The sequence below is a fragment of the Nocardia sp. NPDC050412 genome (assembly GCF_044458825.1).
Taxonomy (GTDB): Bacteria; Actinomycetota; Actinomycetes; order Mycobacteriales; family Mycobacteriaceae; genus Nocardia.
This window is the reverse complement of record NZ_JBITIJ010000003.1, coordinates 441,314-457,496: the sequence shown is the minus strand read 5'-3', so window position 1 is coordinate 457,496 and position 16,183 is coordinate 441,314. Positions and strand designations below refer to the sequence as shown.

Annotated in this window: 18 protein-coding genes; 11 read left to right on the top strand and 7 right to left on the bottom strand. The window is 65.1% G+C overall.

The features are described 5' to 3' along the window. Positions 1-157: 157 nt before the first annotated feature. On the top strand, positions 158-1,381 hold the full coding sequence (locus ACIBI6_RS10000) for an RtcB family protein (protein ID WP_396955782.1): 1,224 nt from the start codon (positions 158-160) through the stop codon (positions 1,379-1,381). A gap of 49 nt (positions 1,382-1,430) precedes the next feature. Here ACIBI6_RS10000 and ACIBI6_RS09995 read toward each other — a convergent pair whose 3' ends face one another. Continuing rightward, positions 1,431-1,913: a hypothetical protein gene (locus ACIBI6_RS09995; protein WP_364339086.1), complete on the bottom strand. Its 483-nt coding sequence runs from the start codon at positions 1,911-1,913 to the stop codon at positions 1,431-1,433. 283 nt (positions 1,914-2,196) lie between these two features. Here ACIBI6_RS09995 and ACIBI6_RS09990 point away from each other — a divergent pair, with 283 nt between their 5' ends. Continuing rightward, positions 2,197-4,362, top strand: a complete 2,166-nt coding sequence (locus tag ACIBI6_RS09990; protein ID WP_396955781.1) for a RecQ family ATP-dependent DNA helicase — start codon at positions 2,197-2,199, stop codon at positions 4,360-4,362. Positions 4,363-4,621: 259 nt separating this feature from the next. Then, positions 4,622-4,780, top strand: coding sequence for a hypothetical protein (locus ACIBI6_RS09985; protein ID WP_364339082.1), 159 nt, complete (start codon positions 4,622-4,624; stop codon positions 4,778-4,780). Between the two features lie 28 nt (positions 4,781-4,808). Here ACIBI6_RS09985 and ACIBI6_RS09980 read toward each other — a convergent pair whose 3' ends face one another. The 4 genes from ACIBI6_RS09980 to ACIBI6_RS09965 all read right to left on the bottom strand — a co-directional run bounded on the left by ACIBI6_RS09980 (position 4,809) and on the right by ACIBI6_RS09965 (position 6,296). Then, a complete protein-coding gene (locus ACIBI6_RS09980) occupies positions 4,809-5,018 on the bottom strand; it encodes a hypothetical protein (protein ID WP_364339080.1) in 210 nt (69 codons plus the stop codon). A gap of 63 nt (positions 5,019-5,081) precedes the next feature. Further along, complete coding sequence (locus tag ACIBI6_RS09975) at positions 5,082-5,663, bottom strand: hydrolase (protein ID WP_396955780.1); 582 nt, start codon at positions 5,661-5,663, stop codon at positions 5,082-5,084. A gap of 22 nt (positions 5,664-5,685) precedes the next feature. Then, positions 5,686-5,859 (bottom strand): hypothetical protein, encoded by a 174-nt coding sequence (locus ACIBI6_RS09970; protein WP_364339078.1) that lies wholly within the window; start codon positions 5,857-5,859, stop codon positions 5,686-5,688. Further along, on the bottom strand, positions 5,856-6,296 hold the full coding sequence (locus tag ACIBI6_RS09965; protein WP_396955779.1) for a MarR family winged helix-turn-helix transcriptional regulator: 441 nt from the start codon (positions 6,294-6,296) through the stop codon (positions 5,856-5,858). Before ACIBI6_RS09965 ends, ACIBI6_RS09970 begins: the two co-directional genes overlap by 4 nt. 124 nt (positions 6,297-6,420) lie before the next feature. Between ACIBI6_RS09965 and ligD the strand changes: the two genes are divergently transcribed. The 7 genes from ligD to ACIBI6_RS09930 all read left to right on the top strand — a co-directional run bounded on the left by ligD (position 6,421) and on the right by ACIBI6_RS09930 (position 14,030). Next, complete coding sequence (ligD, locus tag ACIBI6_RS09960) at positions 6,421-7,377, top strand: non-homologous end-joining DNA ligase (protein ID WP_396955778.1); 957 nt, start codon at positions 6,421-6,423, stop codon at positions 7,375-7,377. Between the two features lie 156 nt (positions 7,378-7,533). After that, on the top strand, positions 7,534-8,490 hold the full coding sequence (locus ACIBI6_RS09955) for a D-isomer specific 2-hydroxyacid dehydrogenase family protein (RefSeq protein WP_364339071.1): 957 nt from the start codon (positions 7,534-7,536) through the stop codon (positions 8,488-8,490). 227 nt (positions 8,491-8,717) lie between these two features. Then, complete coding sequence (locus ACIBI6_RS09950) at positions 8,718-9,704, top strand: alpha/beta hydrolase (RefSeq protein ID WP_396955777.1); 987 nt, start codon at positions 8,718-8,720, stop codon at positions 9,702-9,704. Between the two features lies 1 nt (position 9,705). Continuing rightward, positions 9,706-10,668, top strand: a complete 963-nt coding sequence (locus ACIBI6_RS09945) for an SDR family NAD(P)-dependent oxidoreductase (RefSeq protein ID WP_396955776.1) — start codon at positions 9,706-9,708, stop codon at positions 10,666-10,668. A gap of 2 nt (positions 10,669-10,670) precedes the next feature. Then, on the top strand, positions 10,671-11,633 hold the full coding sequence (locus tag ACIBI6_RS09940; protein WP_396955775.1) for a ferritin-like domain-containing protein: 963 nt from the start codon (positions 10,671-10,673) through the stop codon (positions 11,631-11,633). 38 nt (positions 11,634-11,671) lie between these two features. Then, positions 11,672-13,180 carry a flavin-containing monooxygenase gene (locus tag ACIBI6_RS09935; protein ID WP_396955988.1) on the top strand — a complete coding sequence of 503 codons (1,509 nt, stop codon included), beginning with the start codon at positions 11,672-11,674 and terminating at the stop codon, positions 13,178-13,180. 94 nt (positions 13,181-13,274) lie between these two features. Further along, entirely contained in the window at positions 13,275-14,030 is a 756-nt protein-coding gene (locus ACIBI6_RS09930) for a MerR family transcriptional regulator (RefSeq protein WP_364339061.1), read from the top strand. A gap of 359 nt (positions 14,031-14,389) precedes the next feature. On the opposite strand, the gene ACIBI6_RS09925 is transcribed toward ACIBI6_RS09930, so the two are convergent. Beyond that, entirely contained in the window at positions 14,390-14,620 is a 231-nt protein-coding gene (locus ACIBI6_RS09925) for a response regulator transcription factor (protein WP_396955774.1), read from the bottom strand. Between the two features lie 126 nt (positions 14,621-14,746). Here ACIBI6_RS09925 and ACIBI6_RS09920 point away from each other — a divergent pair, with 126 nt between their 5' ends. Next, positions 14,747-15,214, top strand: a complete 468-nt coding sequence (locus ACIBI6_RS09920; protein WP_364339056.1) for a hypothetical protein — start codon at positions 14,747-14,749, stop codon at positions 15,212-15,214. A gap of 18 nt (positions 15,215-15,232) precedes the next feature. Here ACIBI6_RS09920 and ACIBI6_RS09915 read toward each other — a convergent pair whose 3' ends face one another. Further along, positions 15,233-16,162 (bottom strand): hypothetical protein, encoded by a 930-nt coding sequence (locus ACIBI6_RS09915; protein WP_396955773.1) that lies wholly within the window; start codon positions 16,160-16,162, stop codon positions 15,233-15,235. Positions 16,163-16,183 lie beyond the last annotated feature (21 nt).

Here is a 16,183-nt window from a genome sequence, read left to right as displayed (position 1 = left end):
CCACGCTTTCACTCGTCGAACTTTCCGCCCCGCACGATAGCGGTTGTGGAGCGCGGCGTCCTCGTCCGGTAATGGCCAACCGATAATGAAGTGCGCATGGACCTGCGGGAATCTAGCGTTGATGGGGAACAGACCGAAACGAGAAAGGAACCTTCCCATGTTTCCCGTCGAGCTGCGCGGCACCAGGGCGCAGACGCTCATGTGGGCCAACGAGCACGAAATCGAGCAGGCCGCGCTGCGGCAGCTGCGGAATATCGCGCAACTGCCATGGGTCCACGGCGTCCGCGTCATGCCCGACGTGCACCTCGGCAAAGGTGCGACGGTCGGCTCGGTGATCGCTATGCGCGATGCGGTCGCGCCCGCGGCCGTCGGGGTGGATATCGGCTGCGGCATGGAGAGCGTGAAGACCGACCTCACCGCCGCCGACCTGCCGGACAATCTGCATTCGCTGCGCTCACACATCGAGGCTGCGGTGCCGGTGGGGTTCCAGGCGCATAAGGATGCGGTCGATGTCGCGAAGCTGGGCGCGCAGTTCGCCGCCTCACATGGCGAGCTGGCAAAGCACGTCAGCGGCTGGGGGCGTTTCTGGTCCGAGTTCGGCTCACTGAATCCGGGCGTACAGGCGCTGGAGTCCAAGGCGCACAAGCAGATCGGCTCGCTGGGCGGCGGCAATCACTTCATCGAAGTGTGTCTGGACGAGCACGATTCGGTGTGGATCCTGCTGCACTCCGGTAGCCGCAATATCGGCAAGGAACTCGCCGAACGGCATATGACCGTCGCGCGCGCACTGCCGCACAACAAGGACCTGCCCGATCGCGATCTGGCGGTATTCCTTTCCGGCACACTGGAAATGGAAGCCTACCGGCGCGATCTGACCTGGGCGCAGGAATACGCCGCACGCAACCGCGCGGTCATGCTGTCGCTGGTATGCGGTGCCGTGCGCGCGGAATTCGCCGGACGCGAGGTGCGTTTCGACGAGCCGATCAGTTGCCACCACAACTATGTGGCGGAGGAGGAGATCGACGGCGTGCCGATGCTGGTGACCCGTAAGGGCGCGGTGCGGGCGGGCGCAGGTGATCTGGCGTTGATTCCGGGTTCGATGGGCACGCGCTCATATGTGGTGCGCGGCAAGGGAAATCCCGCCTCTTTCCAGTCCGCATCGCACGGTGCCGGTCGGCGGATGAGCCGGAATGCGGCGAAGCGGCAGTTCACCGTCGCGGATCTGATCGCGCAGACCGAGGGCGTGGAATCGCGCAAGGATGCGGGTGTGGTCGACGAGATCCCGGCCGCGTACAAGGACATCGACGAGATCATTGCCGCGCAGAGTGATCTGGTGGATATCGTCGCGACGTTGCGTCAGGTGCTGTGCGTGAAGGGCTGAGACCTGGCCGAATTGCGGTGAGCACTACCGTAATTCGGCCTGGACGTATTCAGCGCCGCCGCATCGTGCCCGCGACGCCCGCACCGAGTAGCAGCACGCCGAGGATGAAGGGGAAACCGCTGGTCACCCAGGTGATCAGCGCTTGTCGCATCTCATCGGACAACAGCGGTAGGTCGTCATGAATGATTCGCCAGGTGTCATCCGGGAACAGGAAATACACGAAGCCCGGCACCACACCCCAGACCAGTCCGGCCAGCACCGTCCCGGCCGGTGAGTACGCGGCAAGGGCGGCCACCAGAAGTAGCAACAGCGCCCCACCGACGATCTGGAATGTCGATCCGGCCCGATTTGCCGCGGACCCGAGGATGACCCACTGCCGGGTATCCAGCGCCGCGTGCGCGGCGAGTCCGATCCCGACCGGCGTCACCACCAGGCCGACCAGAATGCCGAAAACGGTGCGCCCGAATCCACCGGTACTGCGGAATTGGGCGCCGGGCGGAGACCAACCCGGCGGCGGATCGTAGTTGGTCATCGCTACCTCCTGCGGGGTCCCACGGTGCGGAGCAATCGTCTCACCCGATTGCCCGTTGCCCAGCGATATTTCGTCTTTTCGGCCGCTGTGCCCGCAGGTGTCACCGGTGAGCTGTATGCCCACCGCTATCACGGGCGTGTCGCCGCGCCGTCGGAACGTTTCGTCGCGAATCCGTGCGGTGCGCCGACCCGGCGGCGCTGGAGGTGTCTACCGGTAGAGCCTTTCGTCGAACGGATACCGTGCGGCACGGCCGTTGCTGTCGATGTCGGTGGCATCAGGCACGATGGAGCGCATGACCACCGCGGCCGGTACTTCAGCGATCGACCTCACCGCACCTGACCTGCGGGAACGGGCCGAGGAGTTACTGCGCGACCTCGCTGGCCCCCAGGCGGAACTGCGCGAGGATCAGTGGACGGCGATCGAGGCGCTGATTGTGCAGCGGCGGCGGGCTCTGGTGGTACAGCGCACCGGCTGGGGTAAGTCGGCGGTGTATTTCATCGCGGCCAAGTTGCTGCGGCGGGCGGGGCGCGGGCCGACGGTGATCGTGTCGCCGCTGCTGGCGCTGATGCGCAACCAGGTCGCGGCCGCCGAACGAGCGGGCGTCGTCGCGGCGACCATCAACTCCGGCAATGTCACCGAATGGGATGAGATCCACGATCGGGTAGCCGCGGGCGAGGTGGATGTGCTGCTGGTCAGCCCGGAGCGGCTGAACAATCCGGACTTCCGCGACCAGGTATTGCCCAAGCTGGCCGCCGACGCCGGACTGGTCGTGATCGACGAGGCGCATTGCGTCTCGGACTGGGGTCACGACTTCCGACCCGATTACCGCCGCATTCGCACCCTGATCGCCGATCTCGGCTCCGATGTGCCGGTACTCGCCACCACCGCGACCGCCAACGATCGGGTGGTCACCGATGTCGCCACCCAGATCGGCACCGACTCTGCGTCCGCCGACTCCGTCGGCCTACCACCCCCATTGGTGCTGCGCGGCACCCTGGATCGCGAATCACTGCACCTGTCGGTGGTGCACTTCGACGACGCCGTCGAGCGCACCGCATGGCTCAGCGGACACCTCGACAAACTGACCGGTTCCGGCATCGTCTACACCCTCACCGTCGCCGCCGCGCACGACCTCGCCGATGTGCTGAATTCGCACGGACATAATGTCGCCGCCTACACCGGGCAAACCGATACCGCCGAACGCGAGGCACTGGAGGCGGCGCTGCTGAACAACGAGGTGAAGGCACTCATCGCGACCTCGGCGCTCGGCATGGGTTTCGATAAACCCGATTTGGGTTTCGTGGTGCACGTCGGCGCACCGTCCTCCCCCATCGCCTACTACCAGCAGGTGGGTCGCGCCGGTCGTGGCACCGATCGTGCCGAGGTGGTGCTGCTGCCCGGTCCGGAGGACGCCAGGATCTGGAGCTACTTTGCCTCCGTTGCCTTTCCGCGCGAACACATCGTGCGCTCGGTACTCGACGCACTGGATTTCGACCGGGCCATGTCGACCGTCGCACTAGAGCCCATGGTGGAGCTGAACCGCTCGCGACTGGAAATGGTGCTCAAGGTGCTCGATGTGGACGGCGCCGTGCGGCGGGTCCGCGGCGGCTGGATCGCCACCGGACAGCCGTGGGTCTATGACACCGAGCGCTATGCACGTCTCGCGGCTGCCCGCGAGGTCGAACAGCAGGCGATGATCGACTATCAGCGCACCACCGGCTGCCGGATGCAATTCCTGCGCCGCCAACTCGACGATCCCGGCTTGCCCGCACTCGAGGCCAACGCCCCCGGCTGCGGCCGCTGCGACAACTGCACCGGCACCCGCCTCGATACCACCATCGACTCCTCGGCCATCGCCGCGACCCGCGCCCGACTCGACCGTCCCGGCCTAGATCTCGCCCCGCGTAAGCAGTGGCCCACCGGGATGGCCAAACTCGGTATTCCGTTGTCCGGCAAGATTACCAACGGCGCCGAGACCGGACGTGCGCTCGGTCGGCTCACCGATCTCGGCTGGGGTCAGCGCCTGCGCGCCCTGCTGGACGCGCCCGATGATCCGGTTCCGGATGCGGTCTTCGACGCCTGCATCGCGGTGCTGCGCGAATGGAATTGGACGACCCGCCCGACCTCGGTGATGGCCCTCGAATCACATCGCTATCCGGTGCTCAATGCCACCCTCGCCGCCCGCCTCGCCGAGGTCGGCCGCCTGCGTGACCTCGGTACCTTGCAACTGCGTCCGGACCGGCCGCCGGTCTCCGCCGCGAACTCGGCCCACCGGGTAGCGGGGCTGTTCGACTCCTGGCTGATCCCGGATCTGGGTTCGGCGGACGGTCCGATCCTGCTCGTCGACGCGCTCTCCGATACCGGCTGGACGCTGACTGTGGCCGCTCATGCACTGCGCAACGCGGGTGCACCGGCGGTCTTGCCGTTCGCACTCGCCACACAGACCTAGTGCCCCTCCGGATACGTTGCCGCGCATTCAGGTCCGGCTAGCTCGCCGAGCGCAGTCGAAACGCTGCACGACACGCCCCGCGGCACAGCCATGTGACTGCACTCGACGGATCTCGATACCTCAGGAGCTATCTGGACAGCACTGGTACCTCGCACCGGCTACGTCCGGGAGCGTGGTGTTCGCCGATCGACAACTAACAAACTGGCGAATATTTAGCTAACCGACGTTTCGGACCGGAATTATCGGTCACGATATGCCCATGTACTCGAACCTGCCCGCAAAAAGGCTGTTGGAAGAGGTCAAAGCGCGGTACGGCTCGGCCGAGGCATTCTTCGAATCCTTGGACAACCTGCGCATCGACCCGATAGCCGACACCATCGAGCTACCACCTATGCCGGAGCTGCGCGAGCCCGACTGAGCCTGCGTGGGTGGTCACCGGCCGCGCCCTACTGACGTGCGTCCGGTAGTCGAAGCGTGGGCGGGTCCGGCTCGATCCGTTTGGTGTCGCTCAGTCGGTCGTCCGGCGGTATGGGCCGGCGCGGCTCGCGGACGCCCGCGGCGCCGCCACCGGCCCCGCCCGGACCCCGGCCACCGCCCGCGGGCACCGCGCCCCGACCGAATAGTCGCCGAATCGCTCGCATCAGCTTGGTCATCATCTCGCCAGTGTGCGCCCGTTCGCCCCGAATGGCATCGGTGTTCACAACCGGCGAAGCCGCGGATCAGCGGGTCGCGGCGAGCAGTTCGATGATCTCGGCGGTACTGCCGGTTTCGCCGAGGCGCGGGAAGATCTTGCCGACGCTGTGCCGATGGGCCTCGGCATCGGAGTCGGTCATGGCGTCGGTGGCCAGGGTGACGTGGTAGCCGTGCTCGTGGGCAGCGCGGGCGGTGGATTCGACGCCGATGCTGGTGGCGATTCCGGCGAGCACGATCTGGGTGATGCCGCGTCGACGCAGTTGCAGATCGAGGTCTGTGCCGTAGAACGCACCCCAGTTGCGCTTGGTGACGTGGATATCCTCCGGATGACCGGTGAGGTCGTCCACGATCCGGTCCCAACCCGCGGGCGGATTTCCGCCAGGGAACGTAAATTCGTTGCGCCCCTTGACTTGATCGGCACCATCGGGCGCGAACGAGACGCGAACAAGTACGACCGGCAGGCCGTGCTCGCGGAAGGCGTGGGCAAGCGCGGCGGAATTCTCGATTACCGCGGCGGCAGAATGTGGTTGGCGCGGTGCGGAGACGATGCCGTGCTGAAGGTCGATGACGACCAGGGCGGTGCGTTCGTCGAGCGTAGTAACCGGCATGGGCAACCCTTTCTGAGCTGAATTACGTTCGTATCCGACCGCGGCGCACCGAACGCCCGATCGGCACCAGCGCCACCGCGGGCATGGAGAAGTTGATCGGATTCAGGATCGAGCCGAGGATCATCGGCTCGATCCGCCGGTGATCGAATCCTTTTGCGTCAGCGGCTGATTCGGAGTGCTCTTCGACAGCCGTCATGATTGCGCCACATCGTCGAGCAGTGCCAGGGCCTCGAGGATGGTGCGCCGCTGCGCCTCGGTATACCGCCCGTGCAGTGTGCGCGCCAACCACTCCTGACGCACCTGTCGATCGCCCTTCAGTCGCTCAACGCCCGCATCGGTCAACGACAGCAATTGTCTGCGCCCGTCCGTGGGATCCGGACGACGCTCGACGAATCCGTAGCGATCCAGCGCCGCGACGGTGATTGCCATCGACTGCGGCCGCACCCGTTCGGCCGCCGCCAGATCACTGGTGGATGCCGCACCGTCTCGATCCAAGCGACTCAATACCGCCGTCTGCGACGGTGTGAGGTCGTCATCGGCGGCCAGTTCGCGCATGCGCCGCCACAGTCGGCCGAGGACAATCCGCACCTCACTGGCGGCTCGGACGGCCGATTCGGAAATCTTCTCGTCCATGTCATCGACCCTAGTTTATTCAGTCTCACCTGTACAGTTCCACCTGCATAGTTTGGCTGTATATCACCCCGGATATCACTCGGGATACCCACGCCGGACCTACCGAGCCGTTATCGTCGGACGGGTGGCCAGTAAGTCCGCGTCGCCCGCTGTCGAACTCGATGTCGGCGACCGCACCGTCCGCATCTCCAACCCGGACCGGATCTACTTCCCGGAGTCCGGCGCGACCAAGCTCGACCTGGTGCAGTACTACCTGAGCGTCGGCGACGGCATCGTCCGCGCGCTGCGGGACCGGCCCTGCATGCTGCATCGGTTCCCCAAGGGGCTGGCGGGTGACAAGGTGCATCAGAAGCGGCTGCCCGCTGGCGCGCCGGACTGGATCCCGACCGTGCGCGTCTTCTTTCCGCGCTATGGCCGACACGCGGACGAACTCTGCGTCGACAAGCTGGCCGATGTCATCTGGGCGGTGCAGATGTCCACGGTCGAGTTCCATCCGTGGAACTCGCGGCGCGATGACACCGAGCGACCCGACGAATGGCGCATCGACCTCGATCCGATGCCGGATTGCCCGTGGTCACGGGTGCAGCGAGTCGCGGGCGTCGCGCAGGAAGTGCTCGACGAGTTGGGCGCGGTCGGCTGGCCGAAAACCTCCGGCGGCAAGGGTTTGCACATCTATGTGCGCCTCGCGCCGGAGTGGGGCTTCGCCGAGGTACGCCGGGCGGCACTGGCCTTCGCGCAGGAGGTCGAGCGCCGCGCACCCGACGATGTGACCACTACCTGGTGGCGCAAGGATCGCGATCCGAAAATGCTGTTCGTCGACTACAACCAGAACGCTCGCGACCACACCATCGCCGCGGCCTATTCGGTCCGTGGCGTCCCGGAGGCGACGGTGTCGACGCCGATTCGCTGGGATGAGATACCCGACATCGACCCGCGCGACTTCACCATGAAAACGGTCCCCGCGCGCTTCGCCGAATTCGGCGATCTGCACGAGGGCATCGACGAGGCGGTGTTCCGCATCGACCAACTGCTGGAGTGGGCCGATCGCGACAATCTGGACGTCGATCTCGACGAGGACTGACCGCCCACACACCATTTGTCGCGGCGACACATCCGGTGTACGGGGCTGTTTGCGAGCTCAGGGTGCGCGGGTCAGGCGGGCACATGGTGTTACGGTTCGCTAAGGAGCATCCGCAGGCGCCGTGCCAGTGGTTTTGCCCGGGACAGGAGGTCGTCCATGAGCCCCGCCGAGGTTCCGGTGCCGGTTGCGATCGGACCGTCGATGCCCGCGCCGACGCTATTGCGCAAGGCGGTGGTCGAGGGTGGCGCGACCGTCGCGGATCTAGCTCAGGCCAGGGCCTTGATCTGGGCGGGCGGTCCCGGTGAATTCCCGGACGAGTTGCCAGCGTCCATCGAATGGGTGCAGTTGCCCGCGGCCGGTGTCGAGGACTGGTTCACCGCGGGCATTCTCGCGCGGCATCCGGAGGTTCGATTCACTTCCGCCGCAGGCGCTTTCGCCGCGAGTGTGGCCGAGCACGCGCTGATGTTGCTGCTCGCCGGGGTCCGGTACCTGCCGGAACACCTGCGGGCAGGCAGTTGGCGACAATACGATTTCTTCCCGCATGTCGGCACACTGCACGGTAAGACGGTGACCATCGTCGGTGCGGGCGGAATCGGGCGCGCACTGATTCCCATGCTCGTCCCGCTCGGCGCGCACATCGTCGCCGTCAACCGCTCCGGCCGCCAGGTGACCGGGCCCGGAATTCCAGATACCGTCGAAACACTTCCGGCCGAACATCTCGCGCGCATCTGGCCGCGCACCGATCACGTAGTGATCGCCGCCCCCGCGACGCCCGAGACGAAACACCTGGTCGGAGCCGAGGAACTGGCCCGATTGAAGCCATCGTCCTGGGTGATCAATGTGGCGCGCGGCAGCCTCATCGATACCGACGCACTGGTGGCCGCACTGGCCTCCGGCGCGATCGGCGGCGCCGGCCTCGATGTCACCGATCCCGAACCGCTGCCGGACGGTCACCCGCTCTGGGTGCTGCCGAATGCCATTGTCACACCACATGATTCGAATCCACCGCAGCTGCGACTCGCGGCTTTCGCGGACCACGTCGGCGCGAATGTGCAGCGCTTCACCACCGGACGCGCTCTGCTCGCGCCGATCGATACCGAACGAGGTTACTGACCATTGCGGATCGGAGCCGATTGGTGTCGGCTTCGGCGACAGCACTGGTGAGCCGCGGCGCGGCTCCCACTGATCCCCGCCCACCGCGGCAGCGTTGAGGGACGAAACGCCATGCCGCCAGTGAGCCCTTGGTGTGGATCTTCAGGAGACAACTGCCACGCACCGACAAGAAGCCTGCCTTAAATGTGCCATTGACAACTGGCACATTCATGCCTGACGCTTAGCTCATGACAAGGTCAACGAGGACCTCGGTCCCCGACGTTGCGACGGTGCCCTCGGCACGGTCCAGACTCGCTGCCGCGGCATGCGAGATCGGGCTGCGGCCGCTGAACAATGCGGTACCTCTGAACGCGCCGGGAGTGTGGTTCGCACGCAAACTGATCGCGACGATCATGGCCACGGCGGGTCCACCGCCGCGTGGCATATCCGTCGTCCAGGTCAGGTCCGGAACTGTCCGCGGTGAATGGGTCCGCGCACCAGGCGTGGATTTCGGACAGCGCGCCATCTACTACATCCACGGCAGCGGCTACGTCCTCTGCTCGGCTCGTACCCACCGCGGCCTAGCCGCACAACTGTCCGAGAAGACCGGACTGCCGGTCTTCCTCACCGACTACCGGCTCGCGCCGGAGCATCGGTTTCCGGCCGCCGCCGATGATGTCGAGGCCGGATACCGCTGGCTGCTCGACCGCGGTTTCGCGGCACAAGACCTGGTGATCGCCTGCGATTCGGCGGGTGGGCATCTGGCACTGGATCTGCTGATCGAGAACAACCGCCACGCCCGGCCGCAACCCGCCGCCGTCGCGATGTTCTCCCCGCTGATCGATCTCACCTTCGGTTTGGCCACCGAACAGGAACGGCGGCAACGAGATCCGGTGATCTCAGCCCGCGCGGCCAGCCGACTTCCCCATGCTTACACTCGCGACCTACCTGCCGACGAACCGCGCCTGCGGCTACAAATTCCGCCAGGTATGGCCATGCCGCCACTGCTGATCCAGGCGGGCGGGGCCGAAATGCTCGTTGCCGACGCCCGACATCTGCACGCGATGGTGCGCGATGCGGGCGGCGACTGCGCACTCGAGATCTGGCCGGGCCAGGTGCACGTCTTCCAGGCGCTGCCGCTGCTGGTGCCGGAGGCGGACAAGGCATTGGATCGGGCCGCCGAATTCTTGCGTACCGCACTGATTTCCCAGACCGTCACGAAGAAGGTGAGCTGACATGTTCGGACTGGAAAGGCTCATCCCCGTGGGGATCCGACCGCGCCGCAGCTATGGCGCCCGCGCGGTGGTTACCGGTGCGGGCAGCGGCATCGGCCGGGCCTTCGCACTCGAAATCGCCGAGCGCGGTGGACAGGTGATCTGCGCCGATATCGATGAATCCCGCGCCGACGAGACAGTCGCCCTCATCGAGCGCGACCATCCCGGTGCCGCGCATGCGTTCCGCTGCGATGTTTCGCGACGTGAAGACGTGGAAGTCCTTGCGCGCTTTGCCGAAACGCTCTTCGAGCGCCCGGTCACGCTGGTGGTCAACAATGCCGGTGTCGGCATCGGTGGAAAGCCGGTCGGCGAAATCGGTTTCGACGACTGGGAGTGGGCACTCGGCATAAACCTGTGGGGTGTGGTGCACGGATGCGAGATCTTCGCACCGCAACTGCGCGCCGCCTGTGGTGGCGGGAGCGACGGGCCCGGCGGCGGTAGCTTGCCCGGACGCCCCCATCAACACAGCGGCGGAATCATCAATGTCGCCTCGGCGGCCGCCTTCGCCGCCGCACCATCAATGGCGGTCTACAACGCGTCCAAGGCCGCGGTGCTGTCGCTTTCGGAGACCATGGCCGCCGAAATGAGCGGCACCGGAGTCGCGGTCACCGTGCTATGTCCGACCTTCGTCAAGACGAATGTCGCTCGCGACGGCCGCATTACGCCGCAATCGGCCCGACTGGCCGACACCCTCATGCGCCTGACCGGCTTCTCCCCCGACAGCGTCGCACGCACCACCCTCGACGCCCACGACCGCGGCCAACTGTATGTGCTACCGCAACTGGACGCGCACCTCATCTGGCGGCTCAAGCGCTATTTCCCCGCCCAGTACACCTTTGCCCTCGGTCTCCTGGATCGGCTACTGCCACAGGAGGACTCGACCATCACGGACCGGTCTTCGGTCTCCGATAAGACGGGAGTCTGATCATGGCCAACGCTGACCGTTTCGAGCGAGCCGCAAGCGATCGCCACGCTATGGATTTCGACGATATGCTCCGCAAGATCAAGGATCGCCAGTGGGCGCTGGCCGATATCGACTGGGATGCGCCCGGCGCGGAAACGATTTCACCCGATCTGCACGCCAAACTCAAACCGTTCATGGCCGATCTGATGTGGATCGAGAATGTCGGTGCGCGCGGCTTCGCCGCCATGGCGAAGAAGGCGCCCAATGAGACGCTGCGCGAGATCTACCGCTATTTCCACGCCGAGGAGCAAAAGCACGCCAACGCCGAACTCGCGCTCATGCGGCGCTGGGGCATGCTCGACGGCGACGAGATTCCGCAGCCGAATGTCAACGTCAAACTGGTCATCGACTTCCTGGACCAGTACTCCGACGATATGTCGCTGTCGTTCCTCGGCACGGTGATCCCGATGCTGGAGGTGGCGCTGGACGGTGCGCTGATCAAGTTCATCATGGACGAGATCGAGGATCCGATCTGTCAGGAGGCCTTCAAGAAGATCAATGCCGATGAATCCCGGCATCTGGCCGTGGATTTCGCGGTAATGGATCTGCTGGGGCACGGGCAGATGCGCAAGCTGCTCATTGATCTGGTCGGCGGCTGGACCAAGCCGTCGCTCATCATCGGCGTGCTGAGCTATGTGCCGCTGCTGAACAAGATGCGCGACAACATTGTCGAAATGGGCGTCGACGAGGAGAAGCTGTACGCGGCGATGAAGCGCTACGCGAATGTCGGCGAGCGCAGCGAGTTCGCGCGCAGGCTGCCGATGTATCAGATCGTGAAGAGGCACGCCTTCTGGGTGGTCAATCGCGGCCACCCCTATCACCTGCTGGCCGACGCACTGGTCAAGATCACCGCCCGGGTGCCCGAGCGGTTGTTGCGCCCGCAGCCGACCTGGTCCAAGGAACTCACCTACGAGCCCGCGGCATGAACAAGGAACAGATGGATATGGCATCGCGCAGCGATTCGATGAGGGGCGGGGGGCATACCCTGGATGTCGCCGTTATCGGCGGCGGTTTCGCCGGTATCGGTGCCGCGATTCGCCTGAAACAAAAGGGAATCGGTGATTTCGCGATCTTCGAACGTGGCACCGAGATCGGCGGAACCTGGCGTGACAACACCTATCCGGGTGCGGCATGCGATATTCCGTCGCGGCTGTACTCCTACAGTTTCGCCCCGAACCCGAATTGGTCGCACACCTACTCGGGTAGTAGAGAAATCCTCGGCTATATCGAGTCGATGGCCGCAAAGTTCGGACTGCACAAGCACTTCCGCTTCAGTCACAACGTCACCGGGATCGCGTTCGACGAGGACGCCGGGTGCTGGGACATCGCGATCGAAGACCGCGCGGAGACCGTCCGCGCCAGAGCAGTGGTGTTGGCCTCCGGCCCACTGGCCAATGCGAGTCTGCCGAACATCCCCGGCATCGAGGACTACCGGGGCCACAAGATCCACAGTGCCCGTTGGGATCACGACTACGACTTCGCCGGTAAGAAGGTCGCGGTCGTCGGCACCGGAGCCAGTGCGGTGCAGATCATTCCGGAACTGGTGGAGCAGGCGGCCTCGGTCAAAGTGTTCCAGCGGACGCCGGGCTGGGTACTGCCCCGGGTCAATCGGCGCACCACCCCGCTGACCAAGCAGCTCTACCGCCGGGTGCCCGCGGCCGAATCCCTCTCGCGCCTGGCCTGGTTCTACGGGCACGAATCCGTCGCGCTCGGTGTGGTCTGGAATACCCCGCTGACCAGGGTGGTCGAACTCGTCGGGCGGGCTCAGCTGCGCAGACAGGTCAAGGATCCGTGGCTGCGCCGCCAGCTCACCCCGGACTTCCGTGCCGGATGCAAGCGGCTGCTGATGACCGACGATTACTATCCGGCGCTGCAGCGCGAGAATTGCAAGCTGATCACCTGGCCGATCGCCCGCATCGCCGAATACGGCATTCGCACTGCGGAAGGTATTGAGCACCAGGCCGATTGCATCGTCTTCGCCACCGGATTCGATGTCTCCAAGACCGGCACGCCCATCCCGGTCGTCGGCCGGGACGGGCGGGTACTCGCCGAGGAGTGGCGCCGCGGCGCGTATGCCTACAAGAGCATCGCGGTATCCGGGTACCCGAATCTGTTCTTCACCTTCGGGCCGAATTCGGGACCGGGACACAATTCGGCGCTTGTGTACATGCAGGCCCAGATCGACTATCTGGTGAGCGCGATCGGCACCATCCTGGACCGTAATCTGCGCATGCTCGATGTGCGCCTGGACCGGCAGGATCGGTACAACGCGGCGATCCAGCGGCGCCTCGGCAGCACCACGTGGAACTCCGGCTGCCGCAGTTGGTATCTCACGGAGGACGGTTTCAACGCGACCATGTACCCGGGTTTCGCCACCCAGTACGTGGGCCAGCTGCGGACCGTAGACCTCGATGACTATCACGTCGTACCCGCAGCGCGCACGACGCAGCAGCGGATCGCGGCGATTTCCTGAGTGACGGGCACCGGTGGCCGGGACGCTAGACTCCCCTCGACCGCATTCTGGCCGCCGGTGCAGCGTGCCCTAGTCGCTATGGGAGGTGATACCGGTGCCGGAGTACCGGATCGATGATCTCGCCCGCGCCGCGGGCACCACGAGCCGGAATGTGCGCGCCTACCAGGAACGCGGGCTGCTACCGCCGCCGATCGGCAAGGACGGACGCGCCAGCATCTACGACGATTCGCATCTGGAGCGACTGCGACTCATCGATGCGCTGCTGCAGCGCGGCTTCACCACCGCCCATATCGCCGATTTCATCACCAGCTGGGAAACCGGCAAAGACCTCACCGAGGTCCTCGGTCTGCAACACGCGGTGACCGCCAGCTGGGCCAAGGACGAAACCTTCGAGGTGCCCCGCGAACTGATCGGGACGATCCTCGGCACCGATACCGACGAACTCGTCGACCGGCTCGCGGAGATGAAGCTGGTACGGATCGAGGGCGATACCGTCGCCTTCACCGATACCGCACTGCTCACCTCATTCGCCGAATTGCACGAGTACGGCCTGGAACTGCGCACGCTCATCGAGATCTACGCCAAGGTGGCCGACCACATCGATGACATCACCCACATCATGATCACGGCCGCCAAACAGCACATCGTCGACGAACACGGGGCCGGCTGGATGCCGGAGACCAGCAGCGAAATCGCCGACACCACAACGATGCTCAACAAAATGCGCGAACTGGCCGTCGCCTCGGTGCACGCCACCCTTGCCCGGTCGCTCGATGTCACGCTGCGGCGCGAGTTGGGCGATTACCTCGCCACCGCCGCGGAGCGCGAACGCGGACGTACCGGTTCATAGCCCGACGCGCCTTGATCGCCAGCGAAATTCGCTGGGAGGCGCGTTGATTTCGGGGATTCACGCCGCCGATTGTCCGGCCTCGGGCCGACCGAGCGTTTCGGCTCGACAGGCACGGTGCTCCGGGCAAAGATGGGCAAATCCGGGCCGGATGAATGCCGGGTCCAGTCGCTGTGCGAACGTCAAGTTTTCGCGACGCCAGCAGTCGCCGCATACCACTGTGTTCATGTGGCACCTCATTCCGCTCACGGGACGTGTCACCAAGAATTCCCAATTCCGGCGGAATCAACGCCATATGAGCCCATGGCAACACAACCGTTACTTCGGCCACGCGATGAAGCATCTTCGCAGGTCCTGGTGGGTCAGCGGTGGAGGTTCATGCTTACCCAGGCCGCGATCTGGCTACGGTTGGCGAATCCGAGCTTGGTCAGGATGTGTTGCACGTGGTTCTGCGCGGTGCGCTCGGATAACACCAGCGTGGTCGCGATCTCGCGGTTGCTCTTACCGGCGGCGACGCGGGCCGCGACTTCGCGTTCCCGTGGTGAGAGCGTCGCTAGCCTCGTAGGTAGCACAATTCGGGAGGGTGCGGTCATGGCGTCGCTCGAACCCACCCAGGATTTCATCCGGCTCTACGGCGGCTGAGGCCTTTCAGATCTTGCGGTGGGACGAGGCTGTGCCGACACTGGTTCGGTCGGATTATCGCGAGTGCAGGAGCCAACATGGCCATCACAGCTGTTCGTCGTATCTCGTCCGGATTCGCGGTTCTCGCCGCAGTCGTTGCATTGGGAGGTGCGTCGTTGCTGGCCGCCGGGACCGCCGTCGGCGCACCAGGGGATGTCACCACCGCGGTGACGCTATCCGGGCAGGCGGCCACCGGGTGCACGGCGCAGCTGAAGGCAACGGTGGCGGGGAGTTCGGCGCTCGGGCTCGGGAATTATATTCCGCCGGTGGAGTTCTGGGATGACGCGACGTTTCTCGGCAGTGTCACACCGACGGTGAACAAGGCGACGCCGTCGAATGGTGTCTCCTTGACGGCCCAGGTCGATTGGAAGCCCGCAACGACCGGTAATCACACGTTGCGGGCGAAGTACGTGGGCGGAAATTACACGCCCGAGTCGGAGGGCTCAGTTGTGGTGCGCGTCGGAACGGGCGTCGATCTCGGGTCGGCGTGCTTGCCGATCGGCTGAAATCTGCTGCGCTCGGACTTACGTCAGAGTGATCGCCTGGATGATCAGCGCTATGTACAGCGTCAGGATGAACAGGACGGCCGGGAGTACTGGATAATCCGGCTTGCTGCCGCGTACGAACTTCACCGCACCCCAAATGGGAAGCAGTAAGAGCGCCAACGGAATCCAGTCGACGACCGCCGTTTTCGTCCATGGCTGGACCAGGACGATGTCGGTAGCGGCGGCGACGGCGGCGCACAGCAGCCCGAAGGCCGTGCTGCCGGTCGCACCGAGCGCATTGGAGTAGAAGTGCTCGTCGGGGCGTGGCGTGCGAGATGTCTTGCGGGCGAATTCGAATTGCAGGAATGCGCCCGCGAAAATCAGGGCAACTGCCGCGGTCTTCCAGATTGCGCGGACCTCGCCGGTGTCAGCGGCAGAGAGGACGACATAGGCGGTGACCAGTAGTTGAACCGGATAGGTGACGGCCAGATTCGCCAGAATATCGGTTCGGATGGTCGCCGATAACCGCTCGAGACCCCACAGTGCCAGGCCGTAGGCGAGGACTGCGGCGATCATGAGCGCGGAGATTACCGAGAGCGTCAGGCCGGCGGCGATCGCACCGATGGCGATCGCGGCCATGGCGGCACGCAGTTCGGCGGCCGAGATCGCGCCGGTGACCAAGGGACGGTCCGGGTTGTGCACACGGTCGTAGTCCAGGTCCTTCTGCTCGTCGACCATGCGCAGATACAGCAGGACGAACGCGACGACGACGATGCGCAAAGTTGTGGAAACCGTCGGATGCCAGCCCGAATCCGGTTGTGACACAAGGGCTGCGGTGCCCTCCAACGCCAGCACCCACAGCACGCCGTACAGAACGTAGTGCGGTTTGTACATGACCGCGGTGAAGCGCCCGATGCGAACGACGGAATCGAGGACACCCGGGGACGACGTGCCAGCGACCTCGCTCATGCCTGCGCCTCGCCGGCGCTC

Coding starts and splice junctions, on each gene's coding strand:
- ACIBI6_RS09925 (WP_396955774.1), bottom strand. CDS start 14,620: ATGACCGCACCCTCCCGAATTGTGCTACCTACGAGGCTAGCGACGCTC.
- ACIBI6_RS09920 (WP_364339056.1), top strand. CDS start 14,747: ATGGCCATCACAGCTGTTCGTCGTATCTCGTCCGGATTCGCGGTTCTC.
- ACIBI6_RS09965 (WP_396955779.1), bottom strand. CDS start 6,296: ATGGACGAGAAGATTTCCGAATCGGCCGTCCGAGCCGCCAGTGAGGTG.
- ACIBI6_RS09995 (WP_364339086.1), bottom strand. CDS start 1,913: ATGACCAACTACGATCCGCCGCCGGGTTGGTCTCCGCCCGGCGCCCAA.
- ACIBI6_RS10000 (WP_396955782.1), top strand. CDS start 158: ATGTTTCCCGTCGAGCTGCGCGGCACCAGGGCGCAGACGCTCATGTGG.
- ACIBI6_RS09940 (WP_396955775.1), top strand. CDS start 10,671: ATGGCCAACGCTGACCGTTTCGAGCGAGCCGCAAGCGATCGCCACGCT.
- ACIBI6_RS09975 (WP_396955780.1), bottom strand. CDS start 5,663: ATGCCGGTTACTACGCTCGACGAACGCACCGCCCTGGTCGTCATCGAC.
- ACIBI6_RS09935 (WP_396955988.1), top strand. CDS start 11,672: ATGAGGGGCGGGGGGCATACCCTGGATGTCGCCGTTATCGGCGGCGGT.
- ACIBI6_RS09945 (WP_396955776.1), top strand. CDS start 9,706: ATGTTCGGACTGGAAAGGCTCATCCCCGTGGGGATCCGACCGCGCCGC.
- ACIBI6_RS09955 (WP_364339071.1), top strand. CDS start 7,534: ATGAGCCCCGCCGAGGTTCCGGTGCCGGTTGCGATCGGACCGTCGATG.
- ACIBI6_RS09950 (WP_396955777.1), top strand. CDS start 8,718: ATGACAAGGTCAACGAGGACCTCGGTCCCCGACGTTGCGACGGTGCCC.
- ACIBI6_RS09980 (WP_364339080.1), bottom strand. CDS start 5,018: ATGATGACCAAGCTGATGCGAGCGATTCGGCGACTATTCGGTCGGGGC.
- ACIBI6_RS09985 (WP_364339082.1), top strand. CDS start 4,622: ATGTACTCGAACCTGCCCGCAAAAAGGCTGTTGGAAGAGGTCAAAGCG.
- ACIBI6_RS09970 (WP_364339078.1), bottom strand. CDS start 5,859: ATGACGGCTGTCGAAGAGCACTCCGAATCAGCCGCTGACGCAAAAGGA.
- ACIBI6_RS09915 (WP_396955773.1), bottom strand. CDS start 16,162: ATGAGCGAGGTCGCTGGCACGTCGTCCCCGGGTGTCCTCGATTCCGTC.
- ACIBI6_RS09990 (WP_396955781.1), top strand. CDS start 2,197: ATGGAGCGCATGACCACCGCGGCCGGTACTTCAGCGATCGACCTCACC.